The sequence below is a fragment of the Prevotella sp. FD3004 genome (assembly GCF_000746155.1).
Taxonomy (GTDB): Bacteria; Bacteroidota; Bacteroidia; order Bacteroidales; family Bacteroidaceae; genus Prevotella.
Map to the genome: position 1 here is coordinate 21,442 of NZ_JQKR01000016.1, position 19,232 is coordinate 40,673.

General features: G+C 46.6%; 14 protein-coding genes. 7 read left to right on the forward strand and 7 right to left on the reverse strand.

Annotated features, from left to right (window positions below; genetic code table 11):
• Positions 1 to 16 precede the first annotated feature (16 nt).
• Genes T325_RS06830 through surE form a run of 5 tightly spaced genes read right to left on the reverse strand, consistent with a single transcriptional unit; the run spans position 17 to position 5,147 of the window.
• Positions 17 to 1,210: a uracil-xanthine permease family protein gene (locus T325_RS06830; RefSeq protein ID WP_036911770.1), complete on the reverse strand. Its 1,194-nt coding sequence runs from the start codon at positions 1,208 to 1,210 to the stop codon at positions 17 to 19.
• Positions 1,198 to 1,899, reverse strand: coding sequence for a nucleoside-specific channel-forming Tsx family protein (locus tag T325_RS06835; RefSeq protein WP_036911771.1), 702 nt, complete (start codon positions 1,897 to 1,899; stop codon positions 1,198 to 1,200). The genes T325_RS06830 and T325_RS06835 overlap by 13 nt, the downstream gene beginning before the upstream one ends.
• A gap of 12 nt (positions 1,900 to 1,911) precedes the next feature.
• Complete coding sequence (locus tag T325_RS06840) at positions 1,912 to 3,222, reverse strand: NCS2 family permease (protein WP_036911772.1); 1,311 nt, start codon at positions 3,220 to 3,222, stop codon at positions 1,912 to 1,914.
• 2 nt (positions 3,223 to 3,224) lie between these two features.
• The gene (gene lpxB, locus T325_RS06845) at positions 3,225 to 4,346 is read right to left on the reverse strand and encodes a lipid-A-disaccharide synthase (RefSeq protein ID WP_036911773.1); all 1,122 of its coding nucleotides are present in this window, start codon (positions 4,344 to 4,346) and stop codon (positions 3,225 to 3,227) included.
• Positions 4,347 to 4,373: 27 nt separating this feature from the next.
• Positions 4,374 to 5,147, reverse strand: a complete 774-nt coding sequence (surE, locus tag T325_RS06850; RefSeq protein ID WP_036911776.1) for a 5'/3'-nucleotidase SurE — start codon at positions 5,145 to 5,147, stop codon at positions 4,374 to 4,376.
• Positions 5,148 to 5,267: 120 nt separating this feature from the next.
• Between surE and T325_RS06855 the strand changes: the two genes are divergently transcribed.
• From T325_RS06855 to T325_RS06885, 7 genes are all read left to right on the forward strand, one after another.
• A complete protein-coding gene (locus tag T325_RS06855) occupies positions 5,268 to 6,035 on the forward strand; it encodes a ParA family protein (RefSeq protein WP_036911777.1) in 768 nt (255 codons plus the stop codon).
• A 3-nt stretch (positions 6,036 to 6,038) separates the two neighbouring features.
• The gene (locus tag T325_RS06860; protein WP_036911778.1) at positions 6,039 to 6,968 is read left to right on the forward strand and encodes a ParB/RepB/Spo0J family partition protein; all 930 of its coding nucleotides are present in this window, start codon (positions 6,039 to 6,041) and stop codon (positions 6,966 to 6,968) included.
• A 69-nt stretch (positions 6,969 to 7,037) separates the two neighbouring features.
• Positions 7,038 to 7,790, forward strand: coding sequence for a DUF5683 domain-containing protein (locus tag T325_RS06865; RefSeq protein WP_231622205.1), 753 nt, complete (start codon positions 7,038 to 7,040; stop codon positions 7,788 to 7,790).
• A 20-nt stretch (positions 7,791 to 7,810) separates the two neighbouring features.
• The gene (locus T325_RS06870; RefSeq protein WP_369794039.1) at positions 7,811 to 9,283 is read left to right on the forward strand and encodes a lytic transglycosylase domain-containing protein; all 1,473 of its coding nucleotides are present in this window, start codon (positions 7,811 to 7,813) and stop codon (positions 9,281 to 9,283) included.
• A gap of 42 nt (positions 9,284 to 9,325) precedes the next feature.
• A complete protein-coding gene (locus T325_RS06875) occupies positions 9,326 to 11,593 on the forward strand; it encodes a RelA/SpoT family protein (protein WP_036911779.1) in 2,268 nt (755 codons plus the stop codon).
• Positions 11,594 to 11,605: 12 nt separating this feature from the next.
• Entirely contained in the window at positions 11,606 to 12,580 is a 975-nt protein-coding gene (locus T325_RS06880) for a pectinesterase family protein (protein WP_036911781.1), read from the forward strand.
• Positions 12,581 to 12,610: 30 nt separating this feature from the next.
• Positions 12,611 to 15,796 (forward strand): S41 family peptidase, encoded by a 3,186-nt coding sequence (locus tag T325_RS06885; protein WP_036911784.1) that lies wholly within the window; start codon positions 12,611 to 12,613, stop codon positions 15,794 to 15,796.
• A 47-nt stretch (positions 15,797 to 15,843) separates the two neighbouring features.
• Here the strand turns inward: T325_RS06885 and T325_RS06890 are convergent, their stop codons facing one another.
• Positions 15,844 to 16,194: a MerR family transcriptional regulator gene (locus T325_RS06890; RefSeq protein WP_036911787.1), complete on the reverse strand. Its 351-nt coding sequence runs from the start codon at positions 16,192 to 16,194 to the stop codon at positions 15,844 to 15,846.
• 43 nt (positions 16,195 to 16,237) lie between these two features.
• Positions 16,238 to 18,898 (reverse strand): alanine--tRNA ligase, encoded by a 2,661-nt coding sequence (alaS, locus tag T325_RS06895; protein WP_036911789.1) that lies wholly within the window; start codon positions 18,896 to 18,898, stop codon positions 16,238 to 16,240.
• Positions 18,899 to 19,232: the final 334 nt, after the last annotated feature.

The window sequence follows — 19,232 nt, forward strand, 5'->3', positions numbered from 1 at the left end:
GGGGGAGCCTTTTTTATTATGCTTTCTTTTGAGGAAGCAACAGATTGAGCAAGACACCAACGACAGCGGAGAGACCGATACCACTGATGGAGAAGGTGCCGAAGGTAAGGATGGCACCACCGATGCCCAACGTGAGCGTCACAGAGACAATGATGATGTTGCGCGTTACATTCAGGTCGACCTTATGATTCATCAGGTTCTGCACCCCCACAGCCGCAATAGAGCCGAAAAGCAACAGCATGATACCACCCAATACAGCAGAAGGTATACTCTGAAGCAAAGCCGACAACTTGCCGATGACGGAAAACACGATGGCTGTGGCAGCAGCAATGCGGATAACTTGCGGGTGGGTGACTTTGGTAATCTGCATGGCACCTGTCACCTCACTATAGGTGGTCACTGGAGGACCGCCCACCAACGAAGCAAAGAGACAAGCCAGACCATCGCCCAGCATGGTGCGATGGAGTCCAGGATCTTTCACAAAGTCTTTCTCTGCCACAGCACCTACGACATAAACATCGCCAATATGCTCGATGACAGGGGCGATGGCCACAGGGATCATGAACACAAAGGGCTCCCACGCAAACTGAGGCAACTGGAAATGAGAAATGCTCGGCGGCAAGGCGAACCATGAGGCGGTAGCCACGCCGGAAAGGTCGACTAATCCCATGCAGAGGGCCACGATGTAACCCACGATGATACCCACAACCACGGGGACAAGCTTTACCAAGCCCCGACCAAAGGTGAGCACGAGAATGGCTGTAATCAGTGAGACGAAAGCCAACAACCAATTCTCTTTGGCCATGTTGACTGCAGCGGGAGAGAGGGAGAGGCCGATAAGGATAATGACAGGGCCGATGACAACGGGCGGGAACAGACGGTCTAACAGCCTACGTCCCTGCCACTTGATGAGCGCTGACATAACAAAGTAAACCAAAGCCACCCCGGCGATACCTGCGATGGTGCCAGGCATGCCCCACTGTTGAGAAGCGGAGATGATGGGGGCGATGAAGGCAAAACTACTGCCCAAAAAGATAGGCACCTGACCTTTTGTGACCAGATGGAAGATAAACGTACCGACACCCGCTGTAAAGAGAGCCGTGGCAGGGTCGAGACCAACAAGCAATGGTACCAGCACCGTTGAGCCAAAGGCCACAAACAGAAACTGAATACCAACGATAGTCTTGCGGGAAGGAGTTAGAAGTTCCATTTCACACCAAGGGTTGGATTAATGAAAAACGATTGGTCGTCGTAGGTATTGTAGATAAAGTTATTACTAATCTCGACCTCGGTACCAATACTCAAGTGCTCGTTACAGTTATACCACAACTGAGGTTCTGAAAGGATGACCAGCTGTCCGTGACCATTGTCTTTCTCCCCACGCCAGAAATCAATGAAACCAGAGAAGGTGCCCTTATTGTTTGCGAAGTTCAGCCCCCACACACCCGTAAGCTGGAAACTATTATAGGCCGAAGTATAATTATAGCTCTTGAAGAAACGCTTGTACATAAGTTGAACAGAGTACGTCTTAGAGAAGTCGTCGTTATGACCATTCCATGCACCACCAAGCAATGCAGACTGCTGAAAACTGCCAAAACGGTTGAGTCCACCATCATACTCGACATGAGCAGCAAAGCCTTTCTTACCAATATTGAACTCACGAGAGATTTCGGTGTAGGCGCCCTCAGTGAATTTACGACTGAAATCGATATCAACGAAATAGAACCATGAACCCCACTTGTCAGCTTTGAACTGCTCAACGGTAAGAGTTACCTTCTGGCGACCAGCCTCCTGATTGGAATAGAGGTTACGTCCGAAGTCATAATGAAGCTGCACGTTCTGTGCGTTGACGCTGAGAGCAGCTACTGCCAGCAGCGCAATTGAAAAGAACTTTTTCATTTTTATACTAAATTAGTTAAATATGTATTTCAAGACAAAAAAGGCAGCAAGGATGTACATCACAATAGAGAGGTCTTTGAAGCGACCAGTGAGCACCTTGACGATAACATAAGAGAGCATACCCAGCACAATACCCTCGGAGATACTGGCAGTAAACGACATGGTGATGATGGTAATGAAACAAGGTACAGCCTCGGTGAAGTCTGAGAAGTCTATCTTCATAATAGGCTTTGTCATCAACACTCCCACCAAAACCAAAGCCGGCGTAGTGGCAGCAGAGGGGATGATGAGGAAGAGTGGCGAGAAGAACAAAGCCACAAAGAAGAGCAGAGCCACCGTAAATGAAGTCAGTCCGGTACGGCCTCCCTCAGCAATGCCCGTGGCGCTCTCCACATAGGTAGTTACTGTATTCGTGCCACAAAGCGCCCCGCAGGCAGTTCCAATGGCATCAGCCATCAGAGCGCGGTTCAGACCATGAATGCGACCCGTTTTAGGATCAACCATATTAGCACTGGTTGAAGCCCCAATCAGTGTACCTAACGTATCGAAGAGATCCATAAAGAGCAGGGCAAACACCACAATATAATAGTTGAGGTCGAAAGCAAGGAACTGTGTAAAGTCCAGATGAAAGGCGATGGGGGCAAGTGACTGGGGCATACTGATTAATGAGAATTCACTCGGCAATTGAGTAACACCAAAGGGTATGCCAATGACAGTCATGATGACAATAGTATAGAATAGGGCGCCACGGATACCAAGAGCCATGAGCGCGCCACCAAGCAATACGCCACCAGCGGCCAATAGCGAAGTGACAGTCCAAGGAGCCAAAGCGGTAACAGTGGCATCGCTGCCAATAATGATTCCCCCGTTCTTCAGACCGATATAGGCGATAAACAGTCCGATACCCACACTAATAGAATAACGTAGGTTAACGGGAATGGCATTGACAATGGCCTCGCGCACTTTGAATACGGTGAGTAGGATGAATACAACACCTTCAAAGAACACTGCGGCAAGAGCCTCTTCCCATGTATAGCCCATGGAAAGTACGAGAGTATAGGCAAAGAAAGCATTCAGTCCCATACCAGAAGCAAGAGCGAAAGGCATTTTCGCATAGAATGCCATGACCAGCGTGGCAATGAGGGCAGCCACAGCCGTTGCAGAGAATAAGGCACCTCGATCCATGCCTGTCTCACCAAGAATCAACGGATTGACAGCCAAGATGTACGACATGGTGAGGAATGTCGTCAAGCCGGCAATCATCTCAACCTTCACAGAATGTTTTGCAGGATCGAAGCCCAGTAACGCAAGTAATTTGTTCATGATTAAACAGATTGATTATGATTTAGTTTGTAAATAATATGTGCTGCATTATCGGGGGCTTTCTGGTCGCCTAAACGACGGTGTACCTCTTCATACCCCTTCAATATAGCCTCGCGGTCAGGACCTGTAAGGATGCTCTGGAGCTCACGCTGGATGTTCGACACAGAGAATGTATCGGCCACCAACTCACGAACCACCTCACGATTGGCAATGAGATTGACAAGCGAAATATATTTTACCTTTAAAAGATGCTTGCGCAGGAAAGAAATAACCTTAGGTATGGGCGTTTTGTAGCACACAACCTGTGGCACATTAAACAAAGCCGCCTCAAGTGTCGCAGTGCCGCTTGTCACCAAGGCAGCATGGGCTTTAGAAAGCAGATCGTAGGTCTGGTTATAGACAATTTCCACCCCGCTATCTTTTACAAACCTCTCATAATAAGCAGAATCTATGCCAGGAGCCCCTGCTAAGACTACGCGATACGAATCTTTAAGAATTTTCACAGACTCCAGCATAGCAGGAAGGTTATCTTTTATCTCCTGTTGACGACTACCAGCCAGAAGGGCGATAATTTTCTTATCACCATGTTCCCCATTATTATGCTCTGCAAGGTATGTCCTCACCTCATCGGCCGTAGGATTGCCAACATAATGGATAGGATAATGGTGTTTCACCTCGAAGAACGGCACCTCAAAGGGAAGTATCGAGAATAGTTCATCAACATCACGTTTGATATTCTTGATACGATACTCTTTCCATGCCCATATCTTGGGGGATATGTAATAATAGACGGGGATATTTGTATGAGATTTTACATACTTTGCAATCTTCAGATTAAAACCTGGATAATCGACTAATATCACACAATCGGGATGCCACTCAGTGATATCGTGTTTACACATTTTCATATTACCCAAAATAGTTGGCAGATGAAGAAGTACAGGGATAAAACCCATATAGGCCAGTTCACTATAATGACGAACACGAGTGCCGCCAACAGCTGTCATCAGGTCACCACCAAAGAAGCGGAATTCTGCCTCATTATCAATCTCTTTCAATGACCGCATCAGGTAGGATGCATGAAGATCGCCTGAAGCTTCGCCAGCTATGAGATAATACCTCATCTTTATCTATTTGACAATTTTAGTAAATTAACTATGCAAGTCCCAACTATTGACGAGATTTATAGCTTGGTAGGCTGTAACATCGACCTGAGTAGGAGTAATGGCAATATATCCATGGCTAAGAGCCCAGTTGTCAGTATCTTCCGCCTCAGGTTCATCGTTCTGATAATGCCCCACCATCCACCAATAGTCATAACCACGGGGATGATGACACTTGGTAACCTCACTGTTCCATGTTCCCTTGGCCATACGACAGACACGAACGCCTTTATATTCTTTAACCAGAGGAAAGTTTACATTAAGGCATACGCCCAAAGGAAGTCCTTCGCGCAACACCCGCTCCGTAATTTGAAGGATCAAAGGGCGAAGCGGTTCAAAATCGGCATCGGCCTTCGTATCACAAAGCGAGAAAGCCACAGAGGGGATATATTTCATACACCCCTCGATGGTAACCCCCATCGTACCGCTGTAGTGTGTATTCACTGAGGCATTATCACCATGGTTGATACCACCTATAACCATATCAGGTTTGCGAGGACACAGTTCTGCCAACGCCATTTTCACGCAGTCAGTTGGTGTACCATTACACGACCAGACCTCCAGTCCTTCGCGTTTCTCCTGCAAGGTGAGTCGTAACGGAGTGGTAGCAGAAAAAGCACATGAGGAACCGCTACGGGCAGAATCAGGTGCACAGACAATGATATCGCCAAAGCCAGAGACCATGTCAATCAGCTGTCGGATACCTTTGGCATGAAAGCCATCGTCATTGGAAATGAGCAATAAGGGTCGTTTAATTTCCATAAAATATCGTTGTTTTCGGTGCAAAAGTACGAAAAAAGGTTTAAATGGAGAGATTTCTCAGTGAAAATATGTAACTTTGTGCCCAAATTTATTTTCTTTATCAAGATTAGAAACTAACAAATGGGAAAGATTATTGCTTTGGCAAACCAAAAAGGCGGTGTGGGTAAGACCACAACCACTATTAATCTGGCAGCATCGCTAGCCACACTCGAAAAAAGTGTATTGGTAGTGGATGCCGACCCACAGGCCAACGCCTCCAGTGGACTGGGCGTAGACATTAAAGAAGTAGACTGTTCACTATACGAATGTATCATCAATAATGCTGATGTCCGCGACGCAATCTATACAACGGACATTGACGGACTTGACATCATTCCCAGCCATATTGACCTGGTAGGCGCAGAAATAGAAATGCTGAACGTCAGTGATCGCGAAAAAGTTATCAAAAAGATGCTGGAGCCTATCCGCGATGACTACGATTTCATTCTAATAGACTGTTCGCCATCACTGGGACTGATTACCGTCAACTCGCTGACTGCTGCAGACTCTGTCATTATTCCCGTTCAGTGCGAGTACTTTGCCCTGGAGGGTATTAGTAAACTGCTGAACACCATCAAAATCATAAAAAGCAAGCTCAACCCAACTCTGGAGATTGAGGGGTTTCTTCTGACAATGTATGACAGTCGTTTACGACTGGCCAACCAAATATATGATGAAGTGAAACGTCACTTCCAGGAATTAGTATTCAAAACCGTCATCCAGCGTAACGTTAAGCTCTCAGAGGCCCCCAGCCATGGTCTGCCCGCAATTTTGTATGATGCAGACTCTACTGGAGCAAAGAATCATCTGGCTCTGGCAAATGAAATCATCTTCAAAAACAAGCATTAAACTATGGCTGTTAGAAAGAAATACGACCGTAATGTGTTAGGGCGCGGCTTAGACAACATCGGCTCTGGCAAAGGCAGAGGATTGGATGCACTCATCAACACCAATGACATTCAGACAAAGGGATCGTCGAACTTGAATGAGATACCCATCCATTTGATAGAACCAAACCCAAATCAGCCTCGTCGTGAATTTGAAGAGAGCGCCATGAAGGAATTGGCTGCCAGCATCCGTGAGATTGGTATTATCACCCCCATTACCGTCAGACAGACAGAACAGGGCACCTATCAGATTATTGCTGGTGAACGTCGATGGAGAGCTTCACAGATGGCCGGGCTGGAATCACTTCCTGCATATATCAAGACTGCTGCCGACGATGACGTGATGGAGATGGCTCTCGTTGAGAACATCCAGCGCGAGGACTTGAATGCTATAGAAATAGCTCTCGCCTATCAGCATCTTTCAGACACTTTGGGACTGACACAAGAAAGGATATCAGAACGTGTGGGCAAAAGCCGTACTTCTGTAACAAACTATATGCGACTGCTAAAGTTACCTGCTCCCATTCAGATGGCTCTGAAGAACAAGGAGATGGACATGGGACATGCCCGTGCGCTGCTTTCTATCGACAGTCCTTCGGCACAAATCAAGCTTTTCAACGACGTAAAGCGCAATGGCTATTCGGTAAGAAAAGTAGAGGAGATGGTGCAGATGGTCAAGACGGGTGAAAGCCTACAGAATGTCAAACAGAAGTTGGCACCCAGCCAGTTGCCATTAGAATACAGCATTCTAAGAGACCGTCTGTCGGAACTTTTTAAGGTAAGAATACAGATGACATGCTCTCCACAAAGCAAGGGACGTATTAGTATCCCATTCGCTAACGAAGAGGAGTTGGAGACTATTATGCAGGTCTTTGACAGAGTTAAAAACGGATAAGTTGAAAAGGAACCAACAACGTTGAAACAAGGAAACAATAAAAACATATGGGTTCGAGCACTGCTGGTAATGTGTATATTCATGCTCGCTGGTACACAGCAGAGCTACGCTCAAAGACAGTTGACGAAGCAGATTGCCGACAGTCTGAAGAACCTCATTGGCGACACGCTGGTGATTCACGACACATTGGTAACGGGCAAGAATATTATTATCACCGACAGCATGGTAACAGCTGCCAACCAGAGTATTGACTCGTTGGTTGAATCAACCCTGATAGGCCAGGTAAAGCAGACCAAGCCCATGAAGGATATGAGTTTATGGCGCCCAGCCCCCAAACGTGCGCTATGGCTGGCTCTGGTCATCCCAGGTGGCGGACAGATATACAACCGCAAATACTGGAAACTGCCACTCGTATACGGTGGTTTTGTGGGTTGTCTGTATGCCATGAACTGGAATAACACAATGTATAAGGACTACTCACAGGCTTATCTTGACCTGATGGACAACGATCCCGCCACACAGAGTTATAACCAGTTTCTTCATCTCGGTGCCCAGATAGACAAATCGAACAAAGATCGCTATACAGATATTTTCAGAAAGCGAAAAGACCGTTTTAGAAGATGGCGCGATCTGAGTTTCTTTGTACTGGTAGGTGTCTACGCTCTCTCGGTGGTCGATGCTTATGTAGATGCAGAGTTGTCGGTATTTGACATATCGAAGGATCTGAGTCTGAAAGTTGAACCGACGATTCTGAACAACCATTCATCCAGTAACCCACTGGATGCTTCATCACTAGGACTGCAATGCAGCCTAAACTTTTAAGTATAACGTTCAACAATTATATGAAGAAAAAACTATTTCTATTTTTGACTGGAATGCTGCTGGCAGCAACAACCAACAACCTGCAAGCGCAGGCGGTAATCAATACGACTACAGAAGTAACAGATAGTATTGACGTAGATGACCTCGATGAAGATGACGAATTCATGGAGGCAGAGGATGAAGACGTGCCTACAGAGGACAAGATTTCACTCACAGACAATGAAGGAAACGAAGAAATTATTGACTTCCCCGAGGCCATGACCTACGATCTTGATAGTCTGCTAAATCTCTATATGTCAAAAACATACTTGGGAACTCCTGGCGACTGTGAGATGAAAAACGAGAATCCTACATATCCCAAGGAGGACTATATAAACAGACTAAGCAGGATGCCAACCGTAATGGAGATGGCCTATAATGATATTGTACAACGATTTATTGATCGATATGCTGGTCGACTCCGCTACTCGGTAAGTTACTTACTTGGAGCAGCAAATTTCTACATGCCAATTTTCGAGGAAGCCTTGGAAAGCTATCAGGTGCCTTTGGAGTTGAAATATTTACCCATTATTGAGAGCGCCCTGAACCCGAAAGCTGTATCAAGAGTGGGTGCGACAGGATTGTGGCAGTTCATGCTGGGCACTGGCCGTCAGTACGGCTTAGAGGTGAACTCACTTGTGGATGAGCGTCGCGACCCCGTAAAATCTTCGTATGCCGCAGCCCACTATTTGAGAGACTTGTATCGCATCTTTGGCGACTGGATTCTCGTAATCGCTGCCTATAATTGCGGTCCAGAAAACATCAACAAAGCCATTCGCCGTTACCGTGCTGCCAATGGTCGTACAGAAAACGATGCCGTGACTCAGGCCGACAAAGATTATTGGAAGTTGTATCCTTATCTGCCAGCAGAAACTCGTGGTTATGTGCCCGCATTCATTGCAGCCAACTACATCATGACCTACTATTGTGAACATAATATATGTCCGATGACAACCCGTCTGCCATCACAGACCGACACCATAGTGGTTCACAAAGATGTGCATCTGGAACAGATTGCCAGTGTACTTGGCACAGATCTTGATATGTTACGCTCTCTCAATCCTGAGTATCGTCGCGACATTGTACCTGGCAGCACCAAAGGATATGCCATCCGTCTACCACTTGCTGATACTGGAAGATTTATCGACAACGAAGACTCTATTTATAACTACCGTGCAACCGAGTTGCTGACAAAACGTGCCGTAGTTGACGTGGCAGACGATGTTCCTACTTTTTCACGTAAGGGCGGCCGTAGCAGTCGCTACAATAGGAATGCCAGAAGAGGAAGCAGGGGCAGCAGGAATGCCCGAGGTGGCAGAAACGTAACCATCCGCAAGGGACAGACTCTGTCGCAGATTGCTAAGCAGAACGGCACCACCGTAGCTAAGTTGAGAAGACTTAACGGTATCAAAGGCAATAATATTCAGGCAGGTAAGAAAATCAGAGTGAAATAAGAAAAGAGGTGAGAGGTTAGAAATTAAGAAGGGAGTAGAATTATGGCAGAAGATGAACAAAGACTACAGGAAGAGAATGACGACAAGCTGATAAACGGTGCGTTTGAGGTACTTTTGAACGATTATCTTTCATCGCGCCATCGTAAGAAGGTTGACCTGATTACGAAAGCCTTCAACTTTGCCCGTCAGGCTCACAAAGGTGTACGTCGTCTGTCAGGCGAACCTTATATTATGCATCCGATAGCCGTGGCACAGATTGCCTGTAAGGAAATCGGACTTGGCTCCACAAGTATCTGTGCTGCTTTGCTCCACGATGTGGTGGAAGATACAGACTATACCGTTGAGGACATTGAGAACATCTTCGGTGCGAAGATTGCACAGATCGTAGATGGGTTGACAAAAATCAGCGGCGGCATTTTCGGTGAACAAGCATCTGCACAAGCAGAAAACTTCAAGAAATTGCTGCTAACCATGAGCGACGATATTCGCGTAATTCTGATTAAGATATGCGATCGTCTGCACAACATGCGCACTCTGGATTCTCAACCAGCCAACAAACAATACAAAATTGCGGGTGAAACACTTTACATCTATGCGCCTCTGGCCAATCGTCTTGGATTAAATAAGATCAAATCGGAACTGGAAAACCTGAGTTTCAAATTTGAACATCCGGATGAGTATGCAGCCATCGAAGCCAAATTGAAGTCTACCAGCGTATCACGTGACGAACTGTTTGCACAATTCACATTGCCTATTGAGGAAGCGCTCAAGGGAATGGGTATTAAGTATGAGATTAAGGAGCGTGTGAAAACGCCCTATTCCATCTGGAACAAGATGCAGAACAAACATGTCAGTTTCGAAGAAATCTACGATATTCTAGCAGCCCGCATCATATTTACGCCCAACAATAGAGAGGATGAGATTAACGAGTGCTTCAAGATATATGTCGCCATCTCGAAGATCTACAAATCTCACCCTGACCGTTTGCGCGATTGGCTAAGTCATCCGAAAGCAAATGGCTATCAGGCACTCCATGTGACGTTGATGTCGAAACAGGGTCGCTGGATAGAGGTACAGATTCGCTCAGATCGTATGGACGAGATAGCTGAACAAGGATTTGCCGCCCATTGGAAATATAAAGACGGAGTAGAAGAGGAATATACTGAGGATGAGAACGAACTGAACGAGTGGCTACGCACCATCAAGGAGATCCTGGACGACCCACAGCCCGACGCCATGGACTTCCTCGACACCATCAAATTAAACCTCTTTGCCAGCGAGATATTCGTGTTTACGCCAAAGGGAGAAATCCGTACACTTCCCGCCAATTGCACGGCACTCGACTTCGCTTTCTCTATTCATACATTCCTTGGAAGCCATTGCATTGGCGCAAAGGTAAACCACAAGTTGGTGCCATTAAGTCATAAACTGCAGAGTGGTGACCAGGTGGAGATTCTGACCTCAAAGTCACAACATGTGAGTCCTTCGTGGATTAACTTCGTGTCAACAGCAAAAGCAAAGGCTAAAATTCAGGCCATTCTGCGTAGAGACAACCGTGAGATACAACGCGAGGGAGAGGAGATTCTGAACGACTTTCTCCAGAAAAACGGCTTTGAACCGAGTTTGGCTCTAGCAGATAAACTGGCAGAATTCCACGACTACCAGAAACGTAATGAGTTCTATACAGCCATTGGAGAGAAAATCGTTCTTCTTGGCGAGAAAGACATTGACGAACTAAATGGTAAGAACAAAGCTGAAGACGATGGTATGGGCTGGCGCAAGTATGTGCCCTTTGTCGGAAAGAAAAAGAAGGAAGACACACCAAAGGACGATTTGTTTGTGGTGCCAGAGAAGTTTAACCGCAAGAAACCCGTCTTCATTAACGAGGAGAACATCACCAAGTATAAGTTTATGGGCTGTTGCCATCCTATTCCTGGTGACGATGCCCTTGGCTATATCAACAACAAGAACCAGATAGAGATACATAAACGTAATTGTCCTGTAGCGGCTAAGCTAAAAACAAGCTTTGGCAACCGTATCATCGACATCAAATGGGACATGCACAAACTGCTTTATTTCGATGCTACTATCCGCCTTGGAGGTATCGATCGTGTTGGTATGCTGAATGAGATAACTCAGGTCATCTCTTCACAGATGAGTGTTAACATCCACAAGGTTGTTATTACCTGTGAGGACGGCATCTTCGATGGTAGCATAGAACTGCGAGTTCACGATCGTGAGGATGTTAAAGCCATCATCGACAACCTAAAACAGATTCCTGACCTCAAGGAGATATCAGAGATCATGTAAACTACTTACAAAATGAAGAAACTACTACTTTTAATGGCCGTATTGGCCTTAACCATAAGCACTTCCGCTGCTGACAAATATGACAATCCTGATACGATTGTCGTGGCACGTGACGGCACAGGAGATTTCTGCACCATCGACGAAGCCATTGAGGTATGTCGAGCCTTTATGGATTATCATAAAGTGATTTTTGTAAGAAACGGCGTCTACAAGGAAAAGCTGATTATCCCCCAGTGGTTGCAGAATATCGAGATATGCGGTGAGAATGCTGACAAGACCATCATCACCCACGATGATCATGCGAACATTAACCGAGTTGAGACAGGAAAACCTATGGGTACTTTCCGTACCTATACGTTGAAGATCGAAGGCAATGCCATCACACTTAAAAACATCACTATTGAAAACTGTTCTGCCAGATTGGGACAGGCTGTAGCACTTCATACAGAGGGAGATCGTCTGCTGTTTATCAACTGTCGATTTATAGGTCATCAGGACACTGTCTATACGGGTATGGCCAATACACGCCTTTACTTCAAGGATTGCTATATCTGTGGCACTACTGATTTTATCTTCGGCCCTTCTATAGCATGGTTTGAGAACTGTACAATAGAGAGTCTAATTAACTCATATATTACCGCAGCCTCAACGCCTCAGGATCAGCCCTATGGCTATATATTCAATCACTGTCGTCTGATAGCCAAGCCTGAAGTAACACAGGTCTATCTTGGACGTCCTTGGCGTGACTATGGCTATACACTTTTCATGAACAGCGAATTGGGAGGACATATCCGCCCTGAAGGTTGGCACAACTGGGAAAAACATCGCGAACAGACAGCACGCTATCAGGAATACAACAATCATGGCGAAGGAGTCCAAACGAAAAGGCGTGTAGGCTGGAGCCGTCAACTCACGAAGAAGGAGGCCGCTATGATAACTCCAGAAACAGTATTCACTACCGAATCGAAATGGAATCCGTTACAATAGAAACCCACAAAAACATTAAAAAGTAATTTCATGAAGAAAATTCTTTTCACCATTGCTTGCGTAGCTGCATCAGCTACAGCGATGGCCCAACAAAGTCCGCTGTGGATGCGCCATTGCGCCATCTCACCCGACGGCAAGAGTATTGTATTCTCCTACAAAGGGGATTTGTTTTCAGTAGCAGCCACAGGTGGAGAAGCTCGCCAACTGACCTCCAATCCTGCCTACGATGCCTATCCCGTATGGAGTCCTGATGGCAGTCAAATAGCTTTCGCCTCTACACGTGAGGGGAGCATGGACGTATTCGTTATAAGTAAAGCCGGCGGATCACCAGTAAGATTGACGACAAACAGTGGTTCTGAGACACCCATTGGGTTTAAAGACAATGAACACGTCTTGTTCAGCACTTATCTGATGCCTTCGGCACAGTCAAACATCTTTGCCAGTGCTAAGTTTCCCCAGATTTATGAGGTAAGTATTAAAGGAGGTCGTCCTCGAATGTATTCAGCCCTACCCATGGCCAATCTTAGCATCAACTACGAGACTGGCGACCTGCTGTATCATGATATGAAAGGCAGTGAGGACAATTTCCGTAAGCATCACCAATCACCCATCTGTCGTGACATATGGTTATTGTCTAAGGGCCAATATACCAAACTGACAGACTTTGAAGGCGAAGACCGCAATCCCGTTTGGACAGCTGATGGGAGAAGCTATTATTATCTGAGTGAAAAAGACGGCACATCGAACATCTACTGTCGAAGTCTGGATGGGAAACAGGAACAGCAGATTACACACCATCAGAAGAATCCTGTACGTTTCCTCACAGCTGCAAACGATGGTACGCTCTGTTACGGCTATGATGGTGAGATTTATACTATTCGTACTGGCGACGCCCCCCAGAAAGTAAATATCAGTATTGTCAGTGATCGTTCTGATCGTGATCAGATTCGTCAGGTTAAGAATTCAGGAGCCACAGAGATATGCGTATCTCCCAAAAACAAAGAGATAGCCTTTGTATATCACGGAGACATATACGTGACTTCTATCGATTACAAGACCACCAAACAAATAACAGACACCCCAGAGCAGGAACGCAACATAAATTTTGCGCCTGATGGGCGAAGCATTGTTTACGCCTCAGAACGAAATGGATGCTGGAACATCTATCAGACAAGCATCAAGGACAAGGATGAAAAGCAGTTTGCTTATGCCTCCGACCTCACGGAAGAACAACTGACAAAGGAAAATAAGACGTCTTTCCAACCCCAATATAGTCCTGATGGAAAGGAGATAGCATTCTTCGAAGACCGAGGAACCATCCGCATCATCAATCTGGCTTCGCGTCAAATCCGTACAGTGATGAATGGAAAGCTAGCCTTCTCTTACTCTGATGGCGACCTTGACTTCGCCTGGAGTCCTGACAGCAAGAAACTGCTGGCCACCTATATCGGTGACGGAGGCTATCACCACCATGACATTGCGCTGATTGATGCCGCAGGCAAGGATGCCCCCTTCAATCTGACTAACAGCGCCTACAACGATGATAACGCCAAATGGGTGATGGGTGGCAAGGCTATGCTTTTCATGAGTGACAGAGAGGGATATAAGAATCACGGTGGACATGGCGTAGAGAATGACTATTTCCTGATGTTTTTCGACATAGACGCGTATGAGCGTTTCCTTATGACTAAGGAAGAAAAGGAGATATACGACAAAAATAACAAAAACGCATCAACACCAACAGCGCTCGACTTAAAGAATTGCCGTAAGCGTGTGGTTCGTGTAACTCCCAACTCCTCATCTCTTGGAGATGCAGTGATGACCAACAAAGGTGATACTATCTATTATCAGGCAGCCTTTGAAGGTGGCTACGATCTCTGGAAGCATGACCTACTCGAAAACAAAACAGAGATTGTGCTGAAGGATGCAGGATATGGTCTCCTTGATACAGACGCCAAAGTCAATGAGCTCTACCTGACCACGAAAGGTGGCATCAAGAAAATTGACCTCGCAAAAGGCAAACCTACAAACATCGATTTTGAGGCTGTATTCAACTACCGCCCCTACGCAGAACGCCAGAACCTCTTTGACCACATATGGCGACAAGTAAAGGATAAGTTCTACAGAACAGACCTTCATGGTGTAGACTGGGAAGAATATCGCGAGATCTACGCAAAATTTCTACCTTATATTAATAATGAGTATGATTTTCAGGACATGCTGAGTGAACTGCTTGGCGAACTGAATGCCTCGCATACTGGTGCCCGTTATCGTCCCACAGCACCAACACAGACTGCGGAATTGGGAGTTTTCTTCGACGACAGTTACGAAGGCGATGGATTGAAGATAAAGGAGATTGTATATGGTGGTCCGCTTTCTATCCGCAATACAGGCATCAAGGCAGGCGACATCATTGAACGCATCAATGGTATTGCCATCAAGAAAGATGAAGATTATTTCCCATTGTTAGAGGGGCAAGCCAATAAGCCTATACGTCTGACAGTTGGCGGCAAGAATATTACCGTTAAACCCATTACGAAATCAAAGCTCACTGATCTTCTCTATGATCGTTGGGTAGAGCGTAATCGCCAGCTTGTAGACAGCCTCTCTGGCGGACGTCTGGCTTATGTGCACATTGAGTCGATGAATGGCGACTGTTTCCGTAAACTGTATAATGAATTGCTGAATGAAGACAATCGAAACCGCGATGCTGTGATTGTAGATGAACGCCACAATGGTGGTGGCTATCTGCACGACGATTTGTGCCATCTGCTGAGTGGACGACAGCACTCCCACTTCCTGGCTCACGGAAAATACTTAGGCGTCGAACCGTCAGCCCAGTGGATCAAGCCCTCGTGTGTATTGCTCTGCGAGGACGATTACAGTAACGCCTGTGGTTTCCCCAGAGAATATCAGGACCTGAAGATTGGAAAACTCATTGGGACCCCTGTGGCAGGTACAGCCTCAAGTGTATGGTGGGAGACTCTTGTTAATGGCATCACCTTTGGTATTCCCCAGGTGGGACGTATTGACATGCGTGGCGATTATGGAGAGAACACACTCCTTAAGCCAGAAATCATTGTCTACAACACACCAGAGGATTATCTCACAGGACACGATCGCCAATTGGAGAGGGCTGTTGAAGAGATGTTGAAGGAAGCAGATGCTTTCAAGGAGAAAACCCAAAACGAATTTGGAGGAAGACCTCGACAATAACAATAAATCCCCGCTCTGTTGAGCGGGGATTTATTGATTTATTATATTTACTGGAGATAGTCTAACTGTTTCTTCAGTATCTGCAGGTTATCACGCACCTCTATCAGTTTCTCCAAGGCATCAGCCTTAGTCTCAACGCCCTTACGGTTCTGCGTCAGAATCTTGCGTGCAGCAGCCAACTTGAACCCACGCTCTTTTACAAGATTATGAATCAATCGAATCTGCTCAATATCCTTCTCCTGATACTGACGCGTGTTAGAAGGACCGCTCACTTTTGGTTTCAGAAAAGGAAACTCCTGTTCCCAATAACGAAGTGTACTCTCATTGAGACCGAACATCTCTGCCACCTCCTTGATGGAGTAGTAGAGTTTCAGATTCTTGTTCAGATTCAGCGCCATAATAACCTCCTTTTATACCATTATACTTTTTTCCTTTTCACCTTTATAGGTTGCAGAGTTCAACGACCTTGTCGATAGCAGCAGTAAGACCATCAGGGTTCTTGCCACCTGCACTGGCGAAGTGAGGCTGTCCGCCGCCGCCGCCCTGCATCAGTTTGGCAGCCTCGCGCACCAGCTGACCTGCATTCAGGCCATGATCCTTCACCATATCATCGCTCAGCATTACATTAAGCATAGGCTTGCCATCAAAGACGGTACCTACCACACAAACGAGATTCTCAGCATGCAACTCACGTACCTTGAACACGAGGTCCTTGGCTGCGTTGGGCATCATATCATATTTACCAGTAATCACCGTTACGCCATTCACAGCGCGAGCCTTGCCGACAAGTTCCTGAGCCAATGCCTGAACGCGCTGGGCCTGGAACTGCTCTATTTCTTTCTTCATGGAATCATGCTCCTCGATGTACTTGGCTATCACGCCCTGTAAATCTTTGGCATTGTTGAAGAATGTCTTTACGGTCTTCAGCATGTCTTCAGTCTTGTAGAGCAGTTCCTCGCACTCCTTACCAGTCTTGGCCTCAATACGACGGATACCTGCTGCCACAGAACTTTCAGACACGATTTTGAAGAAGCCGATTTTTCCCGTAGCCTTGGCGTGGATACCACCACAGAACTCACATGAAGGTCCGAAGCGAACCACACGTACCTTGTCGCCATACTTCTCGCCAAAGAGGGCGATGGCACCGAGTTTCTTGGCCTCGTCGAAAGGAACATCACGATGCTCGTCGAGTTGGATATCCTGACGAATCATATCATTCACCATGCGCTCTACCTCACGAATCTGCTCGTCGCTCACCTTCTCGAAGTGAGAGAAGTCGAAACGAAGGGTATCGGGCGATACATACGATCCCTTCTGTTCTACGTGGTCGCCCAGAACCTGCTTCAGTGCATAGTCGAGCAGGTGGGTAGCAGTATGGTTGGCAGCTGAGGCATCGCGCTTATCGGTATCGACACAAGCCATGAACTGGGCTGCGGGATCCTTAGGCAACTGCTTCACGATGTGAACCGTCTGATTGTTCTCACGCTTCGAGTCGATGATCTCGATAGTTTCTGCCTCGTTGCAGATGACACCCTGATCACCTACCTGACCACCCATCTCACCATAGAATGGGGTGTAGTCGAGCACAAGCTCATAGAATTCGTTTTTCTTCTGTGTCACCTTGCGGTAGCGCAGGATATGACACTCATATTCTGTATAATCATAACCCACGAACTGCTGTTCGCCTGCTGCGATTTCTGTCCAGTCTGAATTCTCTACAGCAGCGGCATTGCGGGCACGCTCCTTCTGTTTCTGCATCTCCACGTCGAACTGCTGCTCATTCACGGTGAAGCCATTCTCACGACAGATCAGCTCTGTGAGGTCGAGAGGGAAGCCATAGGTATCGAACAGACGGAAAGCCTGCTCACCGTCAAGTTCCGTCTTGCTTTCTGCCTTCAGCTGTTCCATTGCCTTATCGAGCAGAGAGATACCCTTGTCGAGGGTACGGAGGAACGAGTCTTCCTCTTCCTTCATTACCTTTGAAATCAGCTGCTGCTGAGCCTTCAGTTCTGGGAAGGCATCGCCCATCTCTGCCACCAGCGTGGGCACGAGTTTATAGAGGAACGACTCCTTCTGTCCCAGGAAGGTATAAGCGTAGCGAACGGCACGACGCAGGATACGGCGAATCACGTAACCAGCCTTGGCATTCGAGGGCAGCTGACCGTCAGCAATAGAGAAGCTGACAGCACGGAGGTGGTCAGCACAAACACGCATTGCGATGTTGATATTGTCCTGGTCCTTTGAGACAGGAGCCTTCTCCTCTTCCTCGAAAGTCACGTATTTCAGACCTGTAATCTGCTCCTCTGCCTTGATGATGGGCTGGAAGATATCGGTATCATAGTTAGAGTGCTTGCCCTGCATCATGCGAACCAGACGCTCAAAGCCCATACCCGTATCGATGACATTCATCGAGAGTTTCTCCAACGAGCCGTCAGCCTTACGGTTGAACTGCATGAACACGAGGTTCCAGATTTCAATCACCTGGGGGTCGTCCTGGTTCACCAGTTCACGACCGCTCTTGCCAGAGGCTTTGCGCTGCTCTGGGGTACGAGAGTCGACGTGAATCTCTGAGCAAGGGCCACAGGGACCTGTATCACCCATCTCCCAGAAGTTGTCATGTTTGTTACCATTGATGATATGATCCTCAGGCACGTGCTTGGCCCAATACTTGGCGGCCTCGTCGTCGCGAGGGATGTTTTCCTCGGGTGAGCCCTCGAACACAGTCACATAGAGGTCTTCTGGATTCAGTTTCAGCACATCCACCAAATACTCCCAAGCCATGTCGATGGCACCCTCCTTGAAATAGTCGCCAAAGCTCCAGTTACCCAGCATCTCGAACATGGTGTGGTGATAGGTATCATGACCTACTTCCTCCAGGTCGTTGTGCTTACCTGAAACGCGTAGACACTTCTGAGTGTCAGCACGGCGGCGCGGTTCCGGGTCGCGAGTACCGAGAATAATATCTTTCCACTGGTTCATACCAGCGTTAGTAAACATCAGTGTGGGGTCATCTTTAATCACCATCGGTGCAGAGGGCACGATGGCATGCTGCTTCGACTCAAAAAACTTCTTGAAAGAGTCGCGAATCTCGTTTGCTGTCATTTTCTTTGTGGTTCTATTTCTTAATTGCCTGCAAAGGTACACATTTATTCTGAAACAGCCAAAACTTTCGCCAAATTAAGACTTAATTTCTACACCTAATTATTTTTTAAGGCAGCTGATATATGGCAAAATATCATGACAAGAAGAAACCACGGATTCAAAACCCGCATTTTAGTCCCCGTAAAGTAGAACTTTACTCCGACAAAACCAGGACTTTACTCCGACTAAAGTCCAAGTTTGCATATAACAAGCTAATGACTTTTGCAACCTTTTATAAACCAGAACCTTATAAAAAGTTTCTTAAACGCAGAATTATTCTTACAAAACACCTAAC